18 protein-coding genes, 1 tRNA gene and 1 pseudogene are annotated in these 18689 nt (G+C 58.7%); 11 read left to right on the top strand and 9 right to left on the bottom strand.

Annotated features, from left to right (window positions below; translation table 11 throughout):
• Positions 1–2 precede the first annotated feature (2 nt).
• From yidC to rpmH, 3 genes are read right to left on the bottom strand one after another with little or no spacing between them, the layout of a single operon-like run.
• On the bottom strand, positions 3–1844 hold the full coding sequence (gene yidC / locus AB4Z51_RS31615; RefSeq protein ID WP_085399982.1) for a membrane protein insertase YidC: 1842 nt from the start codon (positions 1842–1844) through the stop codon (positions 3–5).
• A gap of 16 nt (positions 1845–1860) precedes the next feature.
• A complete protein-coding gene (rnpA, locus tag AB4Z51_RS31620) occupies positions 1861–2262 on the bottom strand; it encodes a ribonuclease P protein component (RefSeq protein WP_085399984.1) in 402 nt (133 codons plus the stop codon).
• 28 nt (positions 2263–2290) lie between these two features.
• Positions 2291–2425, bottom strand: coding sequence for a 50S ribosomal protein L34 (rpmH, locus tag AB4Z51_RS31625; RefSeq protein ID WP_008542748.1), 135 nt, complete (start codon positions 2423–2425; stop codon positions 2291–2293).
• A 362-nt stretch (positions 2426–2787) separates the two neighbouring features.
• On the opposite strand from rpmH, the gene AB4Z51_RS31630 reads away from it, so the two are divergent.
• From AB4Z51_RS31630 to AB4Z51_RS31655, 6 genes are all read left to right on the top strand, one after another.
• Complete coding sequence (locus AB4Z51_RS31630; RefSeq protein ID WP_094183985.1) at positions 2788–4287, top strand: ATP-binding protein; 1500 nt, start codon at positions 2788–2790, stop codon at positions 4285–4287.
• Between the two features lie 163 nt (positions 4288–4450).
• A tRNA-Arg gene (locus tag AB4Z51_RS31635) sits at positions 4451–4527 on the top strand.
• An 88-nt stretch (positions 4528–4615) separates the two neighbouring features.
• Complete coding sequence (locus AB4Z51_RS31640; RefSeq protein WP_441498701.1) at positions 4616–6421, top strand: tyrosine-type recombinase/integrase; 1806 nt, start codon at positions 4616–4618, stop codon at positions 6419–6421.
• Positions 6422–6554: 133 nt separating this feature from the next.
• Positions 6555–6944 (top strand): hypothetical protein, encoded by a 390-nt coding sequence (locus AB4Z51_RS31645; protein ID WP_441498702.1) that lies wholly within the window; start codon positions 6555–6557, stop codon positions 6942–6944.
• Between the two features lie 27 nt (positions 6945–6971).
• Positions 6972–7172: a hypothetical protein gene (locus AB4Z51_RS31650; RefSeq protein ID WP_441498703.1), complete on the top strand. Its 201-nt coding sequence runs from the start codon at positions 6972–6974 to the stop codon at positions 7170–7172.
• A 52-nt stretch (positions 7173–7224) separates the two neighbouring features.
• Positions 7225–8640, top strand: a complete 1416-nt coding sequence (locus tag AB4Z51_RS31655) for a hypothetical protein (RefSeq protein ID WP_441498704.1) — start codon at positions 7225–7227, stop codon at positions 8638–8640.
• 580 nt (positions 8641–9220) lie between these two features.
• On the opposite strand, the pseudogene AB4Z51_RS31660 reads toward AB4Z51_RS31655, so the two are convergent.
• The 3 genes and pseudogenes from AB4Z51_RS31660 to AB4Z51_RS31670 form a co-directional block, all read right to left on the bottom strand.
• Positions 9221–9746: pseudogene (locus AB4Z51_RS31660) on the bottom strand (recombinase family protein).
• A gap of 273 nt (positions 9747–10019) precedes the next feature.
• A complete protein-coding gene (locus AB4Z51_RS31665) occupies positions 10020–10160 on the bottom strand; it encodes a hypothetical protein (RefSeq protein ID WP_441498705.1) in 141 nt (46 codons plus the stop codon).
• 529 nt (positions 10161–10689) lie between these two features.
• Positions 10690–11361, bottom strand: a complete 672-nt coding sequence (locus AB4Z51_RS31670; RefSeq protein ID WP_441498706.1) for a recombinase family protein — start codon at positions 11359–11361, stop codon at positions 10690–10692.
• 196 nt (positions 11362–11557) lie between these two features.
• Here AB4Z51_RS31670 and AB4Z51_RS31675 point away from each other — a divergent pair, with 196 nt between their 5' ends.
• Both AB4Z51_RS31675 and AB4Z51_RS31680 read left to right on the top strand, forming a co-directional pair.
• Positions 11558–12652 carry a hypothetical protein gene (locus AB4Z51_RS31675; RefSeq protein ID WP_441498707.1) on the top strand — a complete coding sequence of 365 codons (1095 nt, stop codon included), beginning with the start codon at positions 11558–11560 and terminating at the stop codon, positions 12650–12652.
• The gene (locus AB4Z51_RS31680) at positions 12607–13194 is read left to right on the top strand and encodes a GNAT family N-acetyltransferase (protein ID WP_441498708.1); all 588 of its coding nucleotides are present in this window, start codon (positions 12607–12609) and stop codon (positions 13192–13194) included. The genes AB4Z51_RS31675 and AB4Z51_RS31680 overlap by 46 nt, the downstream gene beginning before the upstream one ends.
• Here AB4Z51_RS31680 and AB4Z51_RS31685 read toward each other — a convergent pair.
• Genes AB4Z51_RS31685 through AB4Z51_RS31695 form a run of 3 tightly spaced genes read right to left on the bottom strand, consistent with a single transcriptional unit; the run spans position 13147 to position 15149 of the window.
• Complete coding sequence (locus AB4Z51_RS31685; protein WP_441498709.1) at positions 13147–13728, bottom strand: ATP-binding protein; 582 nt, start codon at positions 13726–13728, stop codon at positions 13147–13149. The genes AB4Z51_RS31680 and AB4Z51_RS31685 overlap by 48 nt on opposite strands.
• Positions 13706–14119 carry an ASCH domain-containing protein gene (locus tag AB4Z51_RS31690; protein WP_441498710.1) on the bottom strand — a complete coding sequence of 138 codons (414 nt, stop codon included), beginning with the start codon at positions 14117–14119 and terminating at the stop codon, positions 13706–13708. Before AB4Z51_RS31690 ends, AB4Z51_RS31685 begins: the two co-directional genes overlap by 23 nt.
• The gene (locus AB4Z51_RS31695; RefSeq protein WP_441498711.1) at positions 14097–15149 is read right to left on the bottom strand and encodes a GNAT family N-acetyltransferase; all 1053 of its coding nucleotides are present in this window, start codon (positions 15147–15149) and stop codon (positions 14097–14099) included. The genes AB4Z51_RS31690 and AB4Z51_RS31695 overlap by 23 nt, the downstream gene beginning before the upstream one ends.
• A 426-nt stretch (positions 15150–15575) precedes the next feature.
• Here AB4Z51_RS31695 and AB4Z51_RS31700 point away from each other — a divergent pair, with 426 nt between their 5' ends.
• From AB4Z51_RS31700 to AB4Z51_RS31710, 3 genes are all read left to right on the top strand, one after another.
• Positions 15576–17564, top strand: coding sequence for an acyltransferase family protein (locus AB4Z51_RS31700; RefSeq protein ID WP_441498714.1), 1989 nt, complete (start codon positions 15576–15578; stop codon positions 17562–17564).
• Positions 17561–18427 (top strand): hypothetical protein, encoded by an 867-nt coding sequence (locus AB4Z51_RS31705; RefSeq protein WP_441498712.1) that lies wholly within the window; start codon positions 17561–17563, stop codon positions 18425–18427. Before AB4Z51_RS31700 ends, AB4Z51_RS31705 begins: the two co-directional genes overlap by 4 nt.
• 60 nt (positions 18428–18487) lie before the next feature.
• Positions 18488–18689, top strand: a 202-nt coding sequence (locus tag AB4Z51_RS31710; RefSeq protein WP_441498713.1) for a hypothetical protein, incomplete at its 3' end; no start/stop codon positions are given.

Here is an 18689-nt window from a genome sequence, read left to right on the forward strand (position 1 = left end):
CGCTACGTCGCCTTCTTCGCGAACGTCGCCTTGAGATTGTCGAACAGCTCCACCTTCACGCCGTTGCGGCGCATGATGAAGCTCTGCTGGAGCACCGAGAGCGTGTTGTTCCAGGCCCAGTAGATCACGAGACCCGCCGGGAAGCCCGCCAGCATGAAGGTGAAGATCAGCGGCATCCAGTTGAAGATCAGCTGCTGGGTCGGATCCGGCGGCGTCGGGTTCAGCTTCATCTGGAACCACATCGTGATGCCCATGATGATCGGCCAGATGCCGAGCGCGAGGTAGTGGCCGAACACCGGAATCGTCGTCGGATCGAACGGGATCAGGCCGAACAGGGTGAAGAGGTTGGTCGGATCGGGCGCGGAGAGGTCCTTGATCCAGCCAAAGAACGGCGCGTGCCGCATCTCGATGGTGACGAACAGCACCTTGTAGAGCGAGAAGAACACCGGGATCTGGATCACCACGGGAAGACAGCCGGCGACCGGATTGATCTTCTCCTTGCGGTAGATCTCCATCATCTCCTGCTGCTGCTTCACCTTGTCGTCGGGAAAGCGCTCCTTCAGCGCCTGAAGCTGCGGCTGGACCGACTTCATCTTCGCCATCGAGGCGTAGGACTTGTTGGCCAGCGGGAAGAACAGCAGCTTGACGATCACGGTGACGAGCAGGATCGAGATGCCGAAATTGCCGAAGAAACGGTAGAAGAAGTCGAGGCCGAGGAACATCGGCTTGGTGATGAAGTAGAACCAGCCCCAGTCGATCAGCAGATCGAAATGGTTGAGGCCGAGCTCCTTGTTGTAGCCGCCGAGGCCGGCGAACGGGAACACGCCGACGACGCCGGCTTCCTTGGCGCCGGCGAACAGCCGCGCGTTCGCGGTCGCGGTGCCGCCGATCGCGACGGTGACGGGGTCGAGCAGATAATCAGTCTGGTAGGTGTGGACGTTGCCGACCGGGTTCGACGAGAAACGCGCCTGAAGCTGGGCACTGGTGTCCGGCAGCAGCGCCGAAGCCCAGTACTTGTCGGTGATGCCGAGCCAGCCATTGGTGGCCTTGAAGTTCACCGCCTTGGCTTCGTCGATCTTCTTGTAGGCGTATTCCTGCAAGCCATCGAGATAGCCGATCAGGCCTTCATGCAGGATGTAATAGCCGGAGACCTGCGGCGTGCCGTGGCGCGAGATCAGCGCGAACGGGTAGAGCGTAACAGGCGCGTTGCCGACATTGCTCACCTCGTCCTTGAGCGTGAAAAGATAATGGTCGTCGACCGCGATGGTGCGGCGGAAGGTGAGGCCCTCGCCATTGTCCCACTTCAGCACCACCGGCGTCGTCGGCGTCAGGCTGCCGTTGCCGTCCTGCTGCCAGAGGGTCTGGGCGTCCGGCAGCTTGGCCGTCACGCCCGTCGCCGGCACCCAGCCGAACTCGGCGTAATAGGGTTCTGCGGTGCCCGAGGGCGAATAGAGGATGATCGGCGGCGACTTCGGGTCGACCGTTTCGCGGTATTGCACCAGCGCGATGTCGTCGATGCGGCCGCCCTTCAGCGAGATGCTGCCGGCAAGCCGCGGCGTGTCGATCTTCACGCGCGGGCTGGCTGCAATCGCGCTTTCGCGGGAAACGACCGGCTGGGCCTGGTTCGCGGCCGGTGTTGCCGGCTGGGCCGCGCTGCCGGGCTGCGGCGCGGCGCCCGGCGTTGCGGAGGCCGTCGGCTGCGGCGTGTTCTTCTGGAGCTCGGCCTGCGCCTGCTGCTGGGCGCGCTGCTTCTCCATCGCCGGCACGTTGTAGAAATATTGCCAGGCGATCAGGACGAGGCCCGACAGAATGACGGCGAGGATGGTATTGCGATTGTCGGTCATCACTATTGTCTCGTCATCAATCCGGTTTGCGGCTGGTCGCAGGAGCGGGGCCGGGCCTTGAGCCGTCGGTTCTTGGGCCGCGTCCCTTGTGCGTATGCCGCGCAGGCTTCGTGAACGCTATGCGCAGATCGTCGAGCATGGTGGCGAAGTCGCGCGAGAGCGCGTCCCTTCGGCCGACCAGTACATAGTCATGATGGGGCTGCATCGACACCGGATCGAGCCGCTTCGCCAATTCGCGAAGCCGGCGCCGGATGCGATTGCGCTGGGGGGCGTTGCCGTTCTTTTTGGTAACGGTGAAGCCGATCCGGATCGGGCCGCTGTCGTCGCGGCGGCGGCTTTGCAGGACGAACGCGGGACTATTCGCCCGCGCGCCATTGGCAACGGCGAGGAAATCCGCTCGCTGCCTCAGCCGATCCATGATGAAATCCCAAAAATGGGGGTCCGGCTCAGGCGCTCAGACGCTTGCGGCCGCGGGCGCGGCGGGCGGCGAGAACCTTGCGGCCGCCGGCAGTGGCGAGACGGGCACGGAAGCCGTGACGGCGCTTGCGCACCAGTTTGCTGGGTTGATAAGTCCGCTTCACGGGTTTTTCTCCGCTGACCGGGCAATTTGCCTGTAGAATTGATGATAAAGTCCGGAAGATGCGGCCCAAAACGGGCCCTTTTCGGCCCCAAGAGAGCCGCTCCCGGCGTGCGCACCGGGTCATCGCGGACAATTTGCGCGGCTTATATGCGAGCGTCTTCTTTTCGTCAACGTCGCAAGAGCGCGCTGTTCCGGTGAATATCACTGTTTGTGCGGGGTTTTTAACCCTTGAGGTGGCGACTCGCGATATCAGAGCTTACATCCCACCTTGAGAGATTAGCGATCCGTAATTTGACCGGCCCCCGGCCGGGTCGCATCCTTCATCAGCCAGGCTCTATTACAAAGCCAACAGGGGCGAACTTCGTGGCAGCGACAGACCTCCAGCCGGTCCATGATACGGATCAGCCGGGCCAGCCGGCGATGCGGCCGCGTGGGCCCAGCGGGCTCGGGCTATCCGGCAAGCTGCTGCTGCTCACCGTCCCCCTGGTGATGATCGCCGCCGTCCTGCTCTACGTGCCCGCCATCGCCAACTTCTGGGTCAACCGGCTCAATGACCGCGTCGCGGCGGCCAACACCGCCGCGCTGGTGCTCGACGCCGCCCCGCTCGGCATGGTCCCCGAGTCGCTGTCGCGCGAGATCCTGAAAAGCATCAATGCCCGTGCCGTCGCCATCAAGATGGGGCAGCAGCGACGGCTGCTCGCCAGCGACAACCTTCCCACGGCCATCGAGCATGACATCGACCTGCGCGACATGACGGTGTGGGAGGCGATCACCGGCTCGTTCCGGATGATGCTGGAGACCGGCAACCAGGCCATCCGCATCGTCGGGCCCGGCGTCGGCAACGCCCAGTTCATCGAGATCGTGACCGATGAGCTGCCGCTGCGGCAGCAGATGTATCGCTTCTCCCGCAACGTCGTGGTGGTCGCGCTGATCATCGCGGTGCTGACCGCGGGCCTCGTCTATCTCGTGCTGCATTATCTCTTCGTGCGCCCGATGCGGCGGCTGACCGCGAGCCTGGTCGGCTTCCACGAAAACCCCGAAAGCTCGGCGCGGATCATCGTGCCGAGCCAGCGCAGCGATGAAATAGGCGTCGCCGAGCGCGAATTGTCGGACATGCAGCGCGACCTGATGTCGATGCTGCATCAGAAGAGCCGGCTTGCCGCCCTCGGCCTCGCCGTCTCCAAGATCAACCACGATCTGCGCAATCTGCTCGCGTCGGCCCAGCTTCTGTCCGACCAGCTCGCCAGCGTGCCGGATCCGCGGGTGCAGCGTTTTGCGCCGAAGCTGGTGCGCTCGCTCGAGCGCGCCATCGCCTTCTGCCAGTCGACGCTGTCCTACGGCCGCGCCCAGGAAGCGGCGCCCGACCGCCGCATGATCATGATCGAGCCTGTGGTGCTGGAGGTGCGCGAAACCGCGGGCCTCGCCAGCGACGCCTCGATCGCCTGGGTGGCCGCGATCGAGCGCGGGCTCGCGGTCGATGCCGATCCCGACCAGCTCTTCCGCGTGCTGCTCAACCTCGTCCGCAACGCCGCCCAGGCGCTGGAAAGCCATTCGTCGGGCGACGGCGGCGCCCAGCAGATCCGGATCACGGGAAAGCGCGAAGGTGCCGTCGCCATCCTGGAGGTCTCCGACACCGGCCCCGGCGTCCCCCAGAAGACCCGGGACCATCTGTTCGAGGCGTTCCAGACCTCCGGCCGCCCCGGCGGCAGCGGGCTTGGCTTGGCGATCGCCGCCGAACTGGTCCGCGCCCATGGCGGCGAGATCCATCTGGTCGAGGGCACCATCGGCGCCACCTTCCGGATCGTCATCCCCGATCGCCCCGTGGAACTCCTCTCCATCCGCAACGAGCGGCAGAGGGCGTAGTCGGCCAGAGGCCGAGCCGGGAAATCGTCACCTCCCTGTAAAATCTCCCCTTCCCGGACCTTGCCAATCGAGGCAAGAGCGGTTAGTCAGAGCGCTCTTTCGCACCCCTCCGGCGCTGTCTGGAGGCTGCCTGCGGGCTCAGCCCGCACTGTTTGCGAAAAACGCGCCCGTAGCTCAGCTGGATAGAGCATCAGACTACGAATCTGAGGGTCGGACGTTCGAATCGTTCCGGGCGCGCCACTCAACTAACTTCCCATTGGAAATCAATAACTAGCGCAGATACAAGCGTTTAGCTGCCGTGTGGTGGTCACAAACGGTGGTGCTAATCGTGCGTGTATTGATGGGCGTCATAAAGGACAGACACGGGACGTTTTACGCCCGGAAAACTGTGCCAGCGACACCAACGGGGCTGAGGGCTACCGTCGCTCTTGAGTTGGATAACGGCAAGGCCGTGCAATCGCATCTGAAGAAGTCGCTCGGCACCAAGGATGTCCGTGAGGCCAATATCAGGGCCAAGCCGGTGTTGGCGGAGTTTGACCGCATCATTGCCAAGGCGAAGGCGCGCCTTGCAGCGACCACGGTGCCTGTAGTCAAGCGCACCAGCCTGAACGACACCGAAATCAAGCGCGTGGCCGAGTACGTCTACGCAACGGCGCTGAACGAAGATGAGGCGCTAAGGTTTTCGGGCAGGCTAGAGCTAATAGGACCGCATGGCGAGAATGTTAACGCCGATGCACATGGGGACATACTACGAGATTTTAGGCAGCAGTTTGCTGTTGGGGATGTTTCTTTCGCCGAGCAGCGCGCCCAAAATGCCCTAGCGGCCTTCGGTATCGCGCTGGACCAAAGCTGCACGGCCTATCACAACCTTTGTATCGAAAGCGCCAAGGCGCTCCTTAATGCCCTTGATGACATTGGGCTTCGTTATGCGGGTGCAGTTATTGAAACTCCGCGCCTACCTGATTCCAAAGCCTTAGATGGCCATGGAGAAGGCGGAACGCTGCAAGATGCGCTAGATGGCTGGAAGCGTCACCGGACGCGCCCCGAGCGCACCGTGGACGAGTTCGGGCGCAGCGTGGAGATGTTCATCCAGCTTCACGGCAACATGCCCGTAGCGGCGATCAAAAAGGCCCACGCGCTGGATCTTCGCAAAGCTCTTCAGGACGTGCCGCGCCGCCGAACGGGCGACTTGCTGCGCGCAACGCTTCCTGCGCAGGCCGCTTGGGGCCGCGAGCACCCAGAAGAGCCAAGGATCACCGCAGCCACCATCAACAAGCAACTTGGCGCTGTGCAGTCCATCTGCATCTGGGCCAGCGATAACGGGCTTGTGCCGGATGACACGCAGTGGACTGATCCCTTTAGCAAACTCAGGCTTCCCGAGGAGCGCTCGGAGCGCACGTCATTTGAGATTGCGGAGCTTCAATCGCTGTTCAATGCGTCGGTGTTTACCGAACACGAGTTTCCACTAGGGGCACATGGGGCCGCTGGGTTCTGGTTACCGGTGCTGGCTCTCTTCACAGGCGCACGGCAGGCTGAGCTGGGAAGCCTCACCGCTGCTAATGTGCGGGTGGACGCTGAAACGGGAGTGCCCTTGCTCTATTTCATGACCGAGCGGGCACGGGGAAAGCGCGTGAAGACAGACGCATCCGAGCGCGTTGTACCCGTGCATCCCGAAGTGATCCGATTGGGCTTTCTCAGCTATGTCGAGGAGCGAAGGAAGGCCGATGGCGCAGATGCTTGGCTGTTTCCTTCGGTGTCGCCAGACCGTGGCCGCGCTGGCGTGCCCGCGTGGTCGCAGTGGTTCGGCCGCTATCTTCGTGCTTCAGGGGTCACGAACAGAGCCAAGGTATTCCACAGCTTCAGGCACACCGTGAAGGACGCACTACGCAGAGGCAGGGCGGACCACGAGATGCGCGAGGCATTGATTGGGCACGCACAGGCGTCCTCGGTGAGCTGGGGCTACGGCGCTAACGCCATGTTGTCGCGGTTCGGCGCTGCCGGATTGTCGGACGCTATCAACCGGATTTCCTATCCCGGCCTTGACCTGTCGCGTGTCAAACCGCTCTGCGTACCACTGCGTCCACGCGCCACCACCAAGGCAACCAAAGGACACCGGGCGCATACCGGGGAATAAGGATTTTCATATGATTGTTTGAGGGGCTGCAACGGGCTGGGCCCGAATAGTAGTATGTACGCAGTGGCACTAAAGGACTACCGGCGGGGGCGCTAGGGCAACGCCGGAATAGCAGCGAAAGCATCACGCACACATGACTAACGCCGATACACCAGTTGGCTACAAGTCACTATTGTCAGACGAGACTAAACAGGCTGCCAAAGCGCTGCGCTTGGCCATAGAGCCCTTTGTGGAGCTAAACCCGACGATACCGGCCAGCTACATCATTAGCTTTCTGACGGTAGCTGAGAAAGAAGGGCGCCCGGTCAACGAGTACGCGGGCGAGGTGGGCATCTACAAAGCTGTGATGACGCGCCACCTGTTGGACCTTGGGGAGCGGGATCGACGCGGTGGGGAAGGGATGAACATCATCGAGCAGAAGCGGGACCGGAAGGACCTGCGGGTTAACAGGTCATTCATCAGTGAGAAGGGCGCGAACTTGTTGTCTAAGGTCCGTCGCACCTGGGAACTTAGTCGCAGATAATAGCTCAACACCTGGGGATGAATAGCTATGGCATACGCAGAGACGCGAGACGACAAGCTAACGGGCCTGTGGGTGGGCGAGGTGGATCGCCCAGACGCGGGCAAGGTGTTTAGACAGACGTTCCCGACACGGAAGAAAGCCGAGAACTACGAAGCGTTCGTGCGCAGCGTCAAGCCCGCCCAGATGAAGCGGGCTTTGGCCGTGCGGCTGCCCGCCCGAAAAACTTAGCTGCACCAGCACAGCGCTCACGCGAGAAGGTAACGAGAGGAAGAAGACTACGTTGTTGAAATATGCAATTCCTACTGCCCCCGAGTCGGAGGCACCTAATGGCGCTGAGCTGCGCGATGCTACTTTCGCTTCCCTTGAGGGATACCCATGCACCGAAGCGGCGCAGGCTCTAACCGAGGCCGTTAACGAACAGGTGCTGCATCAATTAGCCCACGCAGAGTTTGGGGGTGAGGCCAAGGCGAACCGCAATAAGCTCAAGCCCGCCATCGCGGCGTTCCTAGCGGATTTGTTGAGCGCTGAAGGCAAATGGATTTATCGGTCACTCAAAAAGGACAGCTTCACGGGGCCGGGGGTCGGCGCGCGGGCCTTCCTTGCTCTCCAGCAAGCCATGCGAGAGCTTGGCCTCGTGGAGCATCATGGCGGTGTCGTTAGTCATTGGGTTCGATTTGACGAAGGCGGACCAGCGCTGGCCAACCGTCGAAGGGCTTCGCGTTATCGTCCTACCAAGAAGCTCATAGCGCTGGCGGGCGAGCACGGAATTAGCTTGGAGAACGCGCTAGACCACTTCGACTATGGCTTGCCGAAACAGCCGCTTCAGAAACGCGCCGCGAGCACACGAGCTGCTGGCCGCAAGATCCAAGGCCAGGTCATGAAGTTCGTTCACTCGGACCTGTCCCTAAAGCTGGAAGCGGACGTGCGCGAGCTGAATGAGTTTCTTGCAAAACAGACCTTCGGTGGGGGCTGCGTACACCGAGGTTACGTGCGCATGTTCCATAACGGCGACGCGGCAGACTTCAATTGGGATCAGGGCGGGCGTCTGTACAGCCAACCGGCAGACAGGAACTACCAACAGCTGAGCGGCGAGAAGCGCCTTGAGATGACCGTCAATGGCTTGCCGGTAGTCGAGATTGATCTGCGAGCAAGTTACCTGACCATCTTCCACGCTTGGCATGGCGTCCAACTCGACAGGGAACAGGACCCTTACGTTATTCCCGGACTAGGCGAGGAGGCGCGGGATGTCGTTAAGCTCTGGGTGGCCGCGACGTTCGGCAGCACCGAACCGCTGCGCAAGTGGCCTACGGTCATTCTGAAGGATTACAAGGAAAAGCACGGCCATCCTCTAGACCGCAACAAGTACCATGCGGTCCAGCTAGGTGAGCTGATAATCAAGCACCACCCGCTTCTGGGCCAGTGGGGCCAGCCGCTAAAGGATGGCCGTGTGCGCACTTGGGCTGATCTCATGTTTGATGAGAGCCGCGTTGTCGTTGCCGCGATGCAAGGGTTGATGCGGGACGGCGTCCCTAGCCTAGCGGTGCATGATAGCCTGATAGTGCCTGAACAACATGAGCGCCAAGGCGCGATGGCTTTGATGGCAGCTTTCGGGGGGCATTTCCGCGTGGGCCATATCCCGGTAAGTCCTAGCCTCAAAATCAACAGCAGGCAGGGAAGCCACCGGTTTGTGCCGTGATGCCCCCGCCTTACGCACCCGCACCACTAGAGCCCAGCCTATCATGAGAGATAGAGGAGGGTAGCTGCTAGCAAACACCCCACAGTGCACCTAGACCATAACGGAGAACGAATTTGACTGTGATCCGTCCACCGGGCCGAACAATAGGTTGGGCGAGAATCAGCGGCCATATAGGTGCACACGGCCGATGGTCTAGCTTTGGGCGGACCAGGGGCATCCCTGCAATGCCCCTGTGGGACTCAAGGAAGCCCGTGAGCGCCATTGACGCTATGCCCAGGCAGTACCGGCGGCTAGCCATAGCGCCCACCAGAGGACTCCGCTGAGTCCCCTAGGGGCATTGGCGCCAGAGTGCCCTTGTGTTGCGCCTTGTTCCTGTTGAGCCCCGGCCTGTTGGGCCCACACGGTACTCCCAGCGAAGCACACCGCCCTGTTCAGCTGAGCAGAGGCCAAAGGCTTTAGCCCGAGCTTTTTGAAAGCGGGGCCCCGGCAACGATGGCCCAGGGGGCCCCACCGGGAGCCGGAGTCCCTTAGCTGCCGATTAGCTGGGCGGCAGCGCCAGCGAGGGAGCTTCCGCATGGGCTCAGCCCTCCTTGCCTTCTAGAGCGCGATAGACCGACGCACGGCCTATCCCAAGCTCTTTCGCGATGGCTGACGGTCCTTTGCCTTCCGCGTGCATTGCCTTCACCTTGGCAGCGTCCACCGAGGGCTTGCGACCCTTGTAGACCCCACGGGCCTTAGCGTCCGCTATGCCTTCCAGTTGGCGCTCGCGCCGTAGGTTGGTCTCAAACTCAGCGAATACACCGAGCATGTCGAGGAAGCATTTCCCCGCCGCTGTGCTCGTATCGATGGGCTGCTCTGTGGCTCGCAGGGAAGCGCCACGGACCTTTACGGTGCGCACGATGTGCTGAAGGTCTCCAATGCTACGCGCGAGCCGGTCGATACGCTAACCATCGGCACGTCACCGGATCGCGGGAAGTCCAGCACAGTGCGCAGCTCAGCCGCCCTGTGGTCGTTGTGCCGCTGCGCTTCTCCGAGCGGATCATGTCGCAGCCTGCCGCACGCGGGGCGCTCTGTTGCAGTTCAAGGTTCTGATCGGTTGTACTCACACGGGCGTATTATGTCTGAGGTAATTGGACTTTCCCGCTCCTCGGACCACCGCTCGCGATATGCCCCTCAGGACTCCTAGGAGACTCGCTGACTCGTTCGGGTGCGCCCGGGCTACCCGGGTAGCTGCCTCGCGCATGGGCTCTCCTACGGACTCCTAGCGCCATGTAACGGTTTGGGGGGCGACGGGGGGCCTTGACGTTCCGCTGCTTCCGTTGCGCCGACTGGCCTGAACCAAAAAGAACGGCGCCCGAAGGGCCGGTCATTGATTTCGATCACGAAAACAGAAAGGTACCAATCAGCAGGCCTGCAGCGAAAGCGAAAAGCCCCGAAGTGCAGACTGAAACGATGCGGACGAGGATGCGAACTTGCTCCTCGTACTCTTCTTCTGCGGTCTTGCGGAACTGAGCCGTCATTGCAGCTGCCCTGCCATCGCCCAGATTTGGCGATGTACGCTCGAAATCATGGCCAAGGCGTGGCCGAGTGACGATGACAGTCCCTCAGAAACCGAGCGCTCTCAAGCGCTGCTTCAGCCGAGCAGCCAAACAATCCAAACCCTGCAGAACGCTCACCTCAGAAATCTCGGGAAATAGGCGTCCCACTCGATAGGGGACCCATCTCACAAGGCGGTTCGGCATCACGGATGCACGGACGCTAGTCGCGGTGGCGCCTGAGGAGGCTCGGGAGCCTGCGGTGCAATGGCTTACCCCTTGACCGACGCACGCCACCCAGAGGAGCACCGAGGCTCAATAGGGGGCACGGTCGGGCGCAGCTTCACCGGCTGATTTCCCCCGAGAAGCACGCTTCTGCCGAGCAGCAGCCGCAGCTAAGCCGAAGGAACTTGAAATCGATCAGGCCATATCGGCCAAAAAGGGTCCCATGGTCGAATATGGGACCCGTTGATCCAAGCATACCCCCGTGTTTGCCAGCAGCAGCGCCGCTCCTCTATGTGCGCTCAAGGATGTTACTGACTGATTTCGCGTGCCACTGGCCACCGCGTGCCGTAGGTATCCCTCGTGCATTCAGTGCCTCAGCAATCTGGCGCAGCGTGTGAGCACCGGCCTTCTGCGCCTCGCGGACGATAGGCAGAACGTTCGCCGCGAACCTGTCGGCCTCGGTGGTCACCGCCTTCACCGCGCTCTTGCGGGCATCGTGAAGCTTGGGGTTGCCCAATGCGACCCCGCGAGCCTTAGCAGCCGAGAGGGCTTGCCGGGTGCGGGTGGAGATCAGGGAGCGTTCCTTCTCGGCTAGGGCGGCGAATAGATGCAGGACGAACGGATCAACATCAGGCCCAAGCTCAGCGACCACGAAGGGCACCTTGTGGGCCATGAGGCCGGAAATAAAGTGAACGTCGCGGCTGAGCCGGTCGAGCTTCGCCACACCCACATGGCACTTGAGCTTTCGGGCTGCGGCCAGGGCGGCCTTGAGCTGTGGCCTGCGGTCCAGCGCGTCCGAGCCCTTGCCCGTCTCGACCTCAACGAACTCGCGGGCCACTTCGTAACCCTCGGAGGCGGCGAAGTGAGCCAGGACATTCCGTTGCGCCTCAATGCCCAGGCCCGAGCGGCCTTGAGCTGAGGTGCTAACGCGGATGTAGGAGATTAGGGGAGCAGTGGGCATGTCGAGGTCCTCCAAGCGATGCTTGTATAAGACCTATACGTCCAATTTGGATTTATACAGAGCCGTTTGGGAATCCCTATGATTCCGTTTTGCATGGCTACTATTGAGGGTATTCTGAGGCAAAGCCCACAAAATCCCCTGCCTGTTGAGATGTTACGGAGGTTGTGTTTCGTCCATGGACATCTAGAGGCAAATCATGAAGGTTGGAACACCGCGCGAATTTAACGATCATCTGCGGTCGATAGGCAATGTGATGAGCAGCGATGGCAGTGTGGCAGTCTGGTGTATCCATAGACCCGGTGCGCAAGGATGTACGGCGGAGATTCACTGCAACTACTGGCGGGTAGCTGGAGACGTCGAGTTCAAAGGGAAAAGCGGCGGGGTTCGCGACTTTTTGGAGCTAGGTATTTGGCTATCCGAGCCGATGCTCATTGAGAAGGTAAATCTGTTCCTGCCGCAACCAATGGCGAAAATCGAGATAGAGGATTGTGCGCCATATTTCGCGCGCGTCGAAATCGCTCAAGGCATCTTCAATGAGCCGCTGACAAGCAATTCGAGAAGAGGTCCGCAAAGTGTGGAATTGATAAAGGATGGCACTTCCTTTTGCCGTATCCACATGTTCATGAAAGAGCAGGGGAAGCTTGATCCGCGTCAGCTCGAAGTGTCAGAGAATTCAGATGGCACTTTGCTAACGATTACGCGGCACGCTATCGATGAAGTCTGCACAAATCTCGTGCCTGGATGTCCTGCGTATTTTCGCCTTCGCATGTATTTTGACAAAAAAGAACCGTTTGTTCGTACTATTACACCGCGTGACCGTTATTTTCAGAGCGGGTTTGAAGAGGTGGAGTACGTTGATTTCAGGCTCAATGAGGCTCGCACCCTGCCGATCCGTGTAGAAAGCCTGATGCGCGCGGATGGTGCTGGTGGGCAGCCGGTCCCGCTTACGCGAGTGGCGTTTCTGACGGCTATCCCCGTACTGGCCGATCTAACGCTAAGCAGCAGGGAGCCCCACAAAAGCAGATTGCTGGAACACGATTTTTGGAACGAGTATGTTCCGAGCGGAATTCCGGACGGGATGATGGTGTATCATTGGCGGGAGGACGATTTGGCGGGAGTCGAAGACTTCTCTGCTTTCGTTAAGCTGCAGACGCGGCGCACAGGGCGCCAGATTCTTCAGAACTATTTGATTATTGCTTTTGCGTTTGGCGTCTTGGGGAATCTCGCTGCGTCAGCGATTGAGCCGTGGATTTCATCGATGTTGAAGGCAGCTGCGGCGGCTGGGAATTGATGATAACCCCGACAACTATCGTCTCGGACCGACTTTTCGAAGCCCTGCCCCTTCGTGATGAGGAGAAGGAGGCGCTCGCGTTTTTAATTCCTCTCTCTCACGATTACCCGGGCATCGAAGCTTGGTTTCGGACGAAAGTTGTCCCGGGCTTAAGAAACGACAGCAGAGTATTACTTCGTGTCGAACGGCACGGACAACTTGTGGGGTTGGCCATCGGAAAGCGTGAACCTGAAGAGAACAAGATTTGCACCGTTCGGATTGCTCCGAGCTACTTCGGACGCGGTATCGGTGTTCGACTTTTTGACGAAGTGCTGCGCTGGCTGAACGATGACAAGCCGCATCTCACAGTTAGCGAGAGCCGGCTGCCTGCATTTGAGCGCATCTTTGACTTTTACGGGTTCAACTTGACGTCGGTCCAACGGGGCCTGTACGTCCCCAACGCTTCTGAGATTTCCTACAATGAGAATAGAGTATCGGGTTTGTGCCCAAGCGGGTCAGTTGGAGTTCCTGCGGGATGCCATTCTGATGATGAGCGCATCTAGGTCCCGGTCACGCGAGACTGTCCCCACCTCAAGAGGCAAGTTTAGCTCGCCAGCATATTTTTCGCAGGCTGTTCGCGCGATAGTCATCTGAAATTGCAGCTCTTCGACAGTTCGTGATGGCCGTGAACGCGCATCCTTTTGTCGCCGCTCAAATACCAATTCAGGGGATGCCTCTAGCAGGATCAATCCGTTAGGCTTCAGGGCGCGCACTACATCAACCGGAACCTCGATGAGTTCGTGGTCGTTGTCGATTACGCTGTGGGCGTCGATCAGGATATCGGCGTCTTCGCGGTCGAGGCGAAAGCGCGCCAGTGCGGTGCCTAGAAGAGTTTGATTTTGCAATATGCCTTGAGCATCTTCGGTCCGCAGAAGGGCGCTAGCAGTTCTTTTCACTTCTTGCAGCAGAGCCCCAGCGCTCGTGTGCAAAACCGTCGGATGCCGAGCGATGTAAGAGGCGCAGGCAGTGGACTTTCCCACACCTGAGATGCCGAAAACGATGACGGTCCCGATTTTAGAAGAGTTCGGCTTGTTCAAATAGGGGTGCTCGCTGATTTCCGACGTACATGAATGACTGAGGCGGACTGAAGTTCTTCATCACGTGAGAAGGATTGATGTGTTTCGCGAACGGTCTAACGGCGCCAATTTTTAGGGCGTATGCCCGTGTTCGCCCACAGAAATAGCCATCATAATACTCCTTTGAAATGCCCGAGCCCGAGCGAGTCTTAAGCCACAGCTGTTCCGGGTGATCTTCTAAGATGTCTGCAATGTCAAACTCCCCGACTAGGCGCCCGACAGGTCTTGTGCAGTAGATCAAGACCGTCTTGATGTCGCGACGCGAAAACATCTTCCGTCTGAATTCAAACGTCTTTGTACCGGAGATAATGTTCTCGACGTGTACAGGCCTAATCGACAACAATACGCGCATTTACATCTCCCATCTCTACAATCGCGCGAAATTGCGTCGGTGTTAATTCTCGAAGGTCCCACCTTGGGTGTACGCTTATATGAGCCTCTTCGAGTAAGCGTCCACGGGTAATACGGCGATTGAATGCAACATTGTACGTCATACGTGCGACATACAAGCGGTCGCCTTCATCAAACTGTTCTCGAAGCTCTTCCTCCGAAAACACACTATGTGGAGCAGTGTATTCCAGAAAAGCTTCGACCCCCGCGAAGTCTTTCTTACGACGAACCTCTTCGATGATGCAAATGGACGATGCGACGGAGCGGTAATGGGCCGGTCCCTTGTGATCCGTCGTTCGATAGATGACTACTGCGTCTCCAGGCGACATGCGCGTGAGCGGTATCTTACCAACGTAAACCTTATGAATTGTGTTCGTGTGTGAAACGTCTCGGACGATTTCGCGCGCCTCGTTGTTCAATATCGAGTCAGGTAGAAGCTGGGTATGATACTCTGGATAAACCGCAAGCAGCCAAGACCGTCGGCTCTCCGTATGCACGAAAGGATAATCGCTTAGCATGTTGCCGGAAAATCTATCTAAGCGTCTTACATAGACTGACTCTTCTCCGCTGTCGGTTGTCTTCGTGCCTGCTCTCTCAAAGCCATACCGTTCAAAGAGACGGATTAGCTCCTCGTGCACGTCGRAAACGGTGACGTAGACGCCGTTCATGTTTTCGGCGATGGCTGTGTCGAATATTTTCTTCAGCACTCTTTCGCCAAGTTTGGTCCCGCGGCCCTCAATCTTCAAAGTGCCGACCTTCAGCCACCTAAGGTGCGGCAATGGAGGATCTACGTCGGGAACCGGACCTATCTCAGGCTTGAGGTAGATCATGCCGCTCATCGCGGTGTCATCTTCGACCACATAAACGTCGGCGTCTGCTTTGCGGGCGAACCAGTCTGCAAAATCAACGTAGCCTTTCTTAAGGCTGTCGAAAAAAGGATCATCAAGTCGAAGTTCACGGAATTTAGTTAGCCGCAGCTGCCTTGAAACCACGTCCGCCCCCCAGCCGAGTGTTTGCAACCTTTAGCGTGATTTGGTGGCTGGCGACAACCTGTCTAGCGGTGCGAGAAGGTCGACTTTAGATTATCGTCGAGGCCTGAGGGAGCACTTACGACGCGCTCAGTACGAAAGCCGGCCGAAGCGGTTCCCACCCAACTGTGCCGAGGGCGGCGCTCGCAGGGAATCCCGGCGATTCCGTTTTGCATAGCTCTGGCGGGCTGCGAGCCTTAGCAATCCGCTACTTGTCTAGGCTGTGCTGTGCCGTCTATGGTCCCCACCAGCATTCGCAAAGGGCCGGGGGGCCTCACATTGTCTTATTCGCTTGACGGTGCTCAGCCGCATGTGCGGCGGGGTGCGTCGTTACCCGTCCGATTTGACGGGCGTAGTTCGTCGTTTGGATTTGGCCCGCTGTCTCCTCGAATGGTGGGTGCAGGTGGCGATGCCTTCCGGCTAGATATTAACGCGCTCCGGGCGCTTTCAGTGGTGGCTGTCGTTGGCTACCACTTCCAAATATCGGGGTTCGCCGGAGGATTTGTCGGCGTCGATGTCTTCCTGGTGATAACCGGGTACCTGATGACGGGTAAAGTGCTGACCGACCTCACTTTGGGTCGTTTTTCATTCCGTGACTTCAGCATCATGCGAATACGCCGCATCTATCCTGCGCTTGCGGTTATGACCGCTTCGTCGGTCGTTGCTGGCTGGTTCGTGACCTTGCCACGCGAATACTTGAAGCACCTGCTGCAGGCGTTGTCTGCGCTGACATTCGTGTCGAATTTTGCTTTCGACAGCGACAACGGCTATTTCGCCATGGCGGCCCAGACCAAGCCGCTCTTGCACACTTGGTCTCTTTCGGTGGAGTGGCAGTTCTACATCTGGATGCCTTTGGTCGCATCGCTGATCTGGCGTTTCGCTTCCGGCTCGAAGTCTAAAATCAGCACAGTGATGATTGCGCTTCAGGTCGTCGCTGTCCTCTCCTTGGCGTGGTGTTTGTGGGAGACCCAAAGCGACGCGATTGGCTCTTCCTTTTTCTCCTTGCGTGCCCGAGCTTGGGAACCTTTGGCCGGTGGATTGATCGCTGCCGCAGAAATCAGGCGACGATCCAACGGTGCTTCCAAGATTCCGTGGCTGGAAACTGGGATAGTCGCCACCGTGGGCTGGGCGTTGGTCGCGGTTTGTATCGTCTATCCGCTCCCTGAATCGCGATGGCCGGGCGTTCTTACAGTCCTGCCGATTCTGGGCGCGGCAATGATAGTCAGTGCGCGGCAGTGGACCGGGGAAGCGAGCTTGCTCGGGATGTCTGCCATTCAGCGGTTAGGCGATTGGTCCTACTCGCTTTACCTTTGGCATTGGCCGATTTGGGTCTTCGCACTAGGGTGGCTGTCCTTGCGAGGGTATGGCGTAGACGCCACGCAAAAGGTGCTGATGGTTTTGGCGTCGCTGGCGCTCAGCATCGTCTCGTATCGTTACGTGGAGCAGCCAATCAGAATGCGACGGGACTTCTGGACGCCGCGAAGGCTTCTGACGAGTTCTGGCGCAGCGTTCGCTCTGTTGCTCGGCTTCATCGCGCTGGCTTCCTTGACCAATGGTTTCCCAAACAGGTTGCCGGATTACCTGTTGCCAGCCGAGCTGGCGAGAAGGACCAACACACCTCGCGACGAGTGTTTCAGGAACGCCAACTCCACAAAGCAGGCGGCCGAGACCTATTGCAGTTTCGGTAGCGCGGAGGTCGCCGGAAAGCCTTCCGTAATGCTGTGGGGAGATTCGTTTGCTAACCAGTACCTTGAGCCAATTTCTTCGGCTGCGCTTGCCAACGGAATCCATGGATTGATCGCAACCCAGAGCGCGTGCAGGCCCTTCCTTGACGATCCTGTTAGAAACTCTGCAGATCAGCAGCCGTGCCGTGATTTCAACCGCAGCACGCTGGACTACGTGCTGAACCACACTGAGCCAAGCATCGTTGTCGTTGGCGGTAATTGGGGAAATGCTCTTGAGGTCTCCTCGCTGGCTGACCGACTGCTTTCCTCCGGCAAGACCGTTGTGCTGATCATGCCGCTACTCAATATTGGCTTCGACCTGCCACAGCGATGGATTGAGAAACAGGTCCGCGTTGGGGGAGCCATTGGTGAATGGAGGGTGGACGCCGATCCTAGTCTGACGATGAGCGGCTTCCGAGCCGAAATCGCTCAAGACCTCCACAAGCACTGGGACAATCCGCGACTGGTTATGGTGGATCCCCAATCGGTGGTCTGCGAGCAAAACCAATGTTTTCTCGTCAGGAACGGGCAGGCCAACTTCCGCGATACAGCCCACATTTCCAATGTCAACGCGATCCAATTTAGGGGCCTATTCGATGGTGCCTTTAGGTCGGCCCTCCGCGCTGAGAGTAAAGCAGATAAGAAATTAGATTGAGTTGGAAGATCAGGCGTATGGATACTCGGGGGCTTACGTTCATCTATGTCGAGTACGGGGATCTTGAGCGTCTTTTCTTGGAGTTGCGATATAGCTTGACAACCTTGCTATACTTGCAATTCCAGCGCCCCGTAGAGGTTGTTGTTTATACGGACAAGCCAAGTCGCTACTTGGATCTGCCTGTTAGGATCGTCGACATCTCAAAGAAAATTACAGAGTTCTCTCGCAATGGTCTCTATCATCATCGCATCAAGCCTTGCGTTCTCTTGGAGGAAATGAGGAACAATCCGAATTTCTGTGTCATGATCGACACGGACACATTCTTCCAAGAGGGCTTCTTCGAAAAGCTCTGGTCGGCGCTAAGTGAAGGATCGATTGCCGTGGACCGTTTTCACGGACGTAATCCGTTCCGCGCCATTTCGGGATTTCGCACTAATCTGCCTAATGCTGGACCTTACGAATACGACACAAAACGATCTGTTGAGTATAATAGCGGGCTAACTGCAGTCGACCCAGCAAGGCATATTCCGGTTCTGAAAGATGCCATAGCTTTGATCGATGCCATGCTTGATCATGGCGCGAGGCTGCTCACAATCGAGYAAATCGCATTGTCCGAATGTCTGCGTATCCACGGAATTTCCGTGGCCACGATGTACCCGGTTTTCAGGCACTATTATCGCGTTGCTCACAAGCGTTACATGCAATCGCAGCTTCGATGCTGGGCCGCCGGACAGAGAACAGGCTTTGAGCCGCAGCCGCCAACGATCCAGTATTCCCGCTTTCGCGTTCGGTACTTTCGAATTGCGGCTAGACTCAAGGCGATGTTCGGCAAAGACGTGGAAGCAAAAATGAGGTGGAGGTGAATTCATTGCCCAACCGATGCGTCTTCGGTGCAACTAAAACTTCCATGATGTGACCGGCTCATGAAGGACGTAAAGCAGAAGCGTTTGCAACGTGCCGTTAGCTCCCTCTCAAGAGAGGACGCTGCGAAAGGCTTGATGATGAGTTACCGGATTGAGCGAGCGGCCCGACGGACCATGTACGTTGCAATAGTCGTTGGGAGTTTGGCAGTCCTGGCATCGATCTATGGAATCGTGTTCCCGGTACGTCTTGCATGGCGGGGGG

Origin of the sequence: Bradyrhizobium sp. 2TAF36 (genome assembly GCF_052114925.1) — a bacterium.
Classification (GTDB): Bacteria; Pseudomonadota; Alphaproteobacteria; order Rhizobiales; family Xanthobacteraceae; genus Bradyrhizobium; species Bradyrhizobium barranii.

What these genes read in the sequence shown, in the direction of transcription:
- yidC (WP_085399982.1), bottom strand. Translation starts at nt 1,844, where the DNA reads ATGACCGACAATCGCAATACCATCCTCGCCGTCATTCTGTCGGGCCTC.
- rnpA (WP_085399984.1), bottom strand. Translation starts at nt 2,262, where the DNA reads ATGGATCGGCTGAGGCAGCGAGCGGATTTCCTCGCCGTTGCCAATGGC.
- AB4Z51_RS31645 (WP_441498702.1), top strand. Translation starts at nt 6,555, where the DNA reads ATGACTAACGCCGATACACCAGTTGGCTACAAGTCACTATTGTCAGAC.
- AB4Z51_RS31650 (WP_441498703.1), top strand. Translation starts at nt 6,972, where the DNA reads ATGGCATACGCAGAGACGCGAGACGACAAGCTAACGGGCCTGTGGGTG.
- AB4Z51_RS31665 (WP_441498705.1), bottom strand. Translation starts at nt 10,160, where the DNA reads ATGACGGCTCAGTTCCGCAAGACCGCAGAAGAAGAGTACGAGGAGCAA.
- AB4Z51_RS31670 (WP_441498706.1), bottom strand. Translation starts at nt 11,361, where the DNA reads ATGCCCACTGCTCCCCTAATCTCCTACATCCGCGTTAGCACCTCAGCT.
- AB4Z51_RS31675 (WP_441498707.1), top strand. Translation starts at nt 11,558, where the DNA reads ATGAAGGTTGGAACACCGCGCGAATTTAACGATCATCTGCGGTCGATA.
- AB4Z51_RS31690 (WP_441498710.1), bottom strand. Translation starts at nt 14,119, where the DNA reads ATGCGCGTATTGTTGTCGATTAGGCCTGTACACGTCGAGAACATTATC.
- AB4Z51_RS31700 (WP_441498714.1), top strand. Translation starts at nt 15,576, where the DNA reads ATGGTGGGTGCAGGTGGCGATGCCTTCCGGCTAGATATTAACGCGCTC.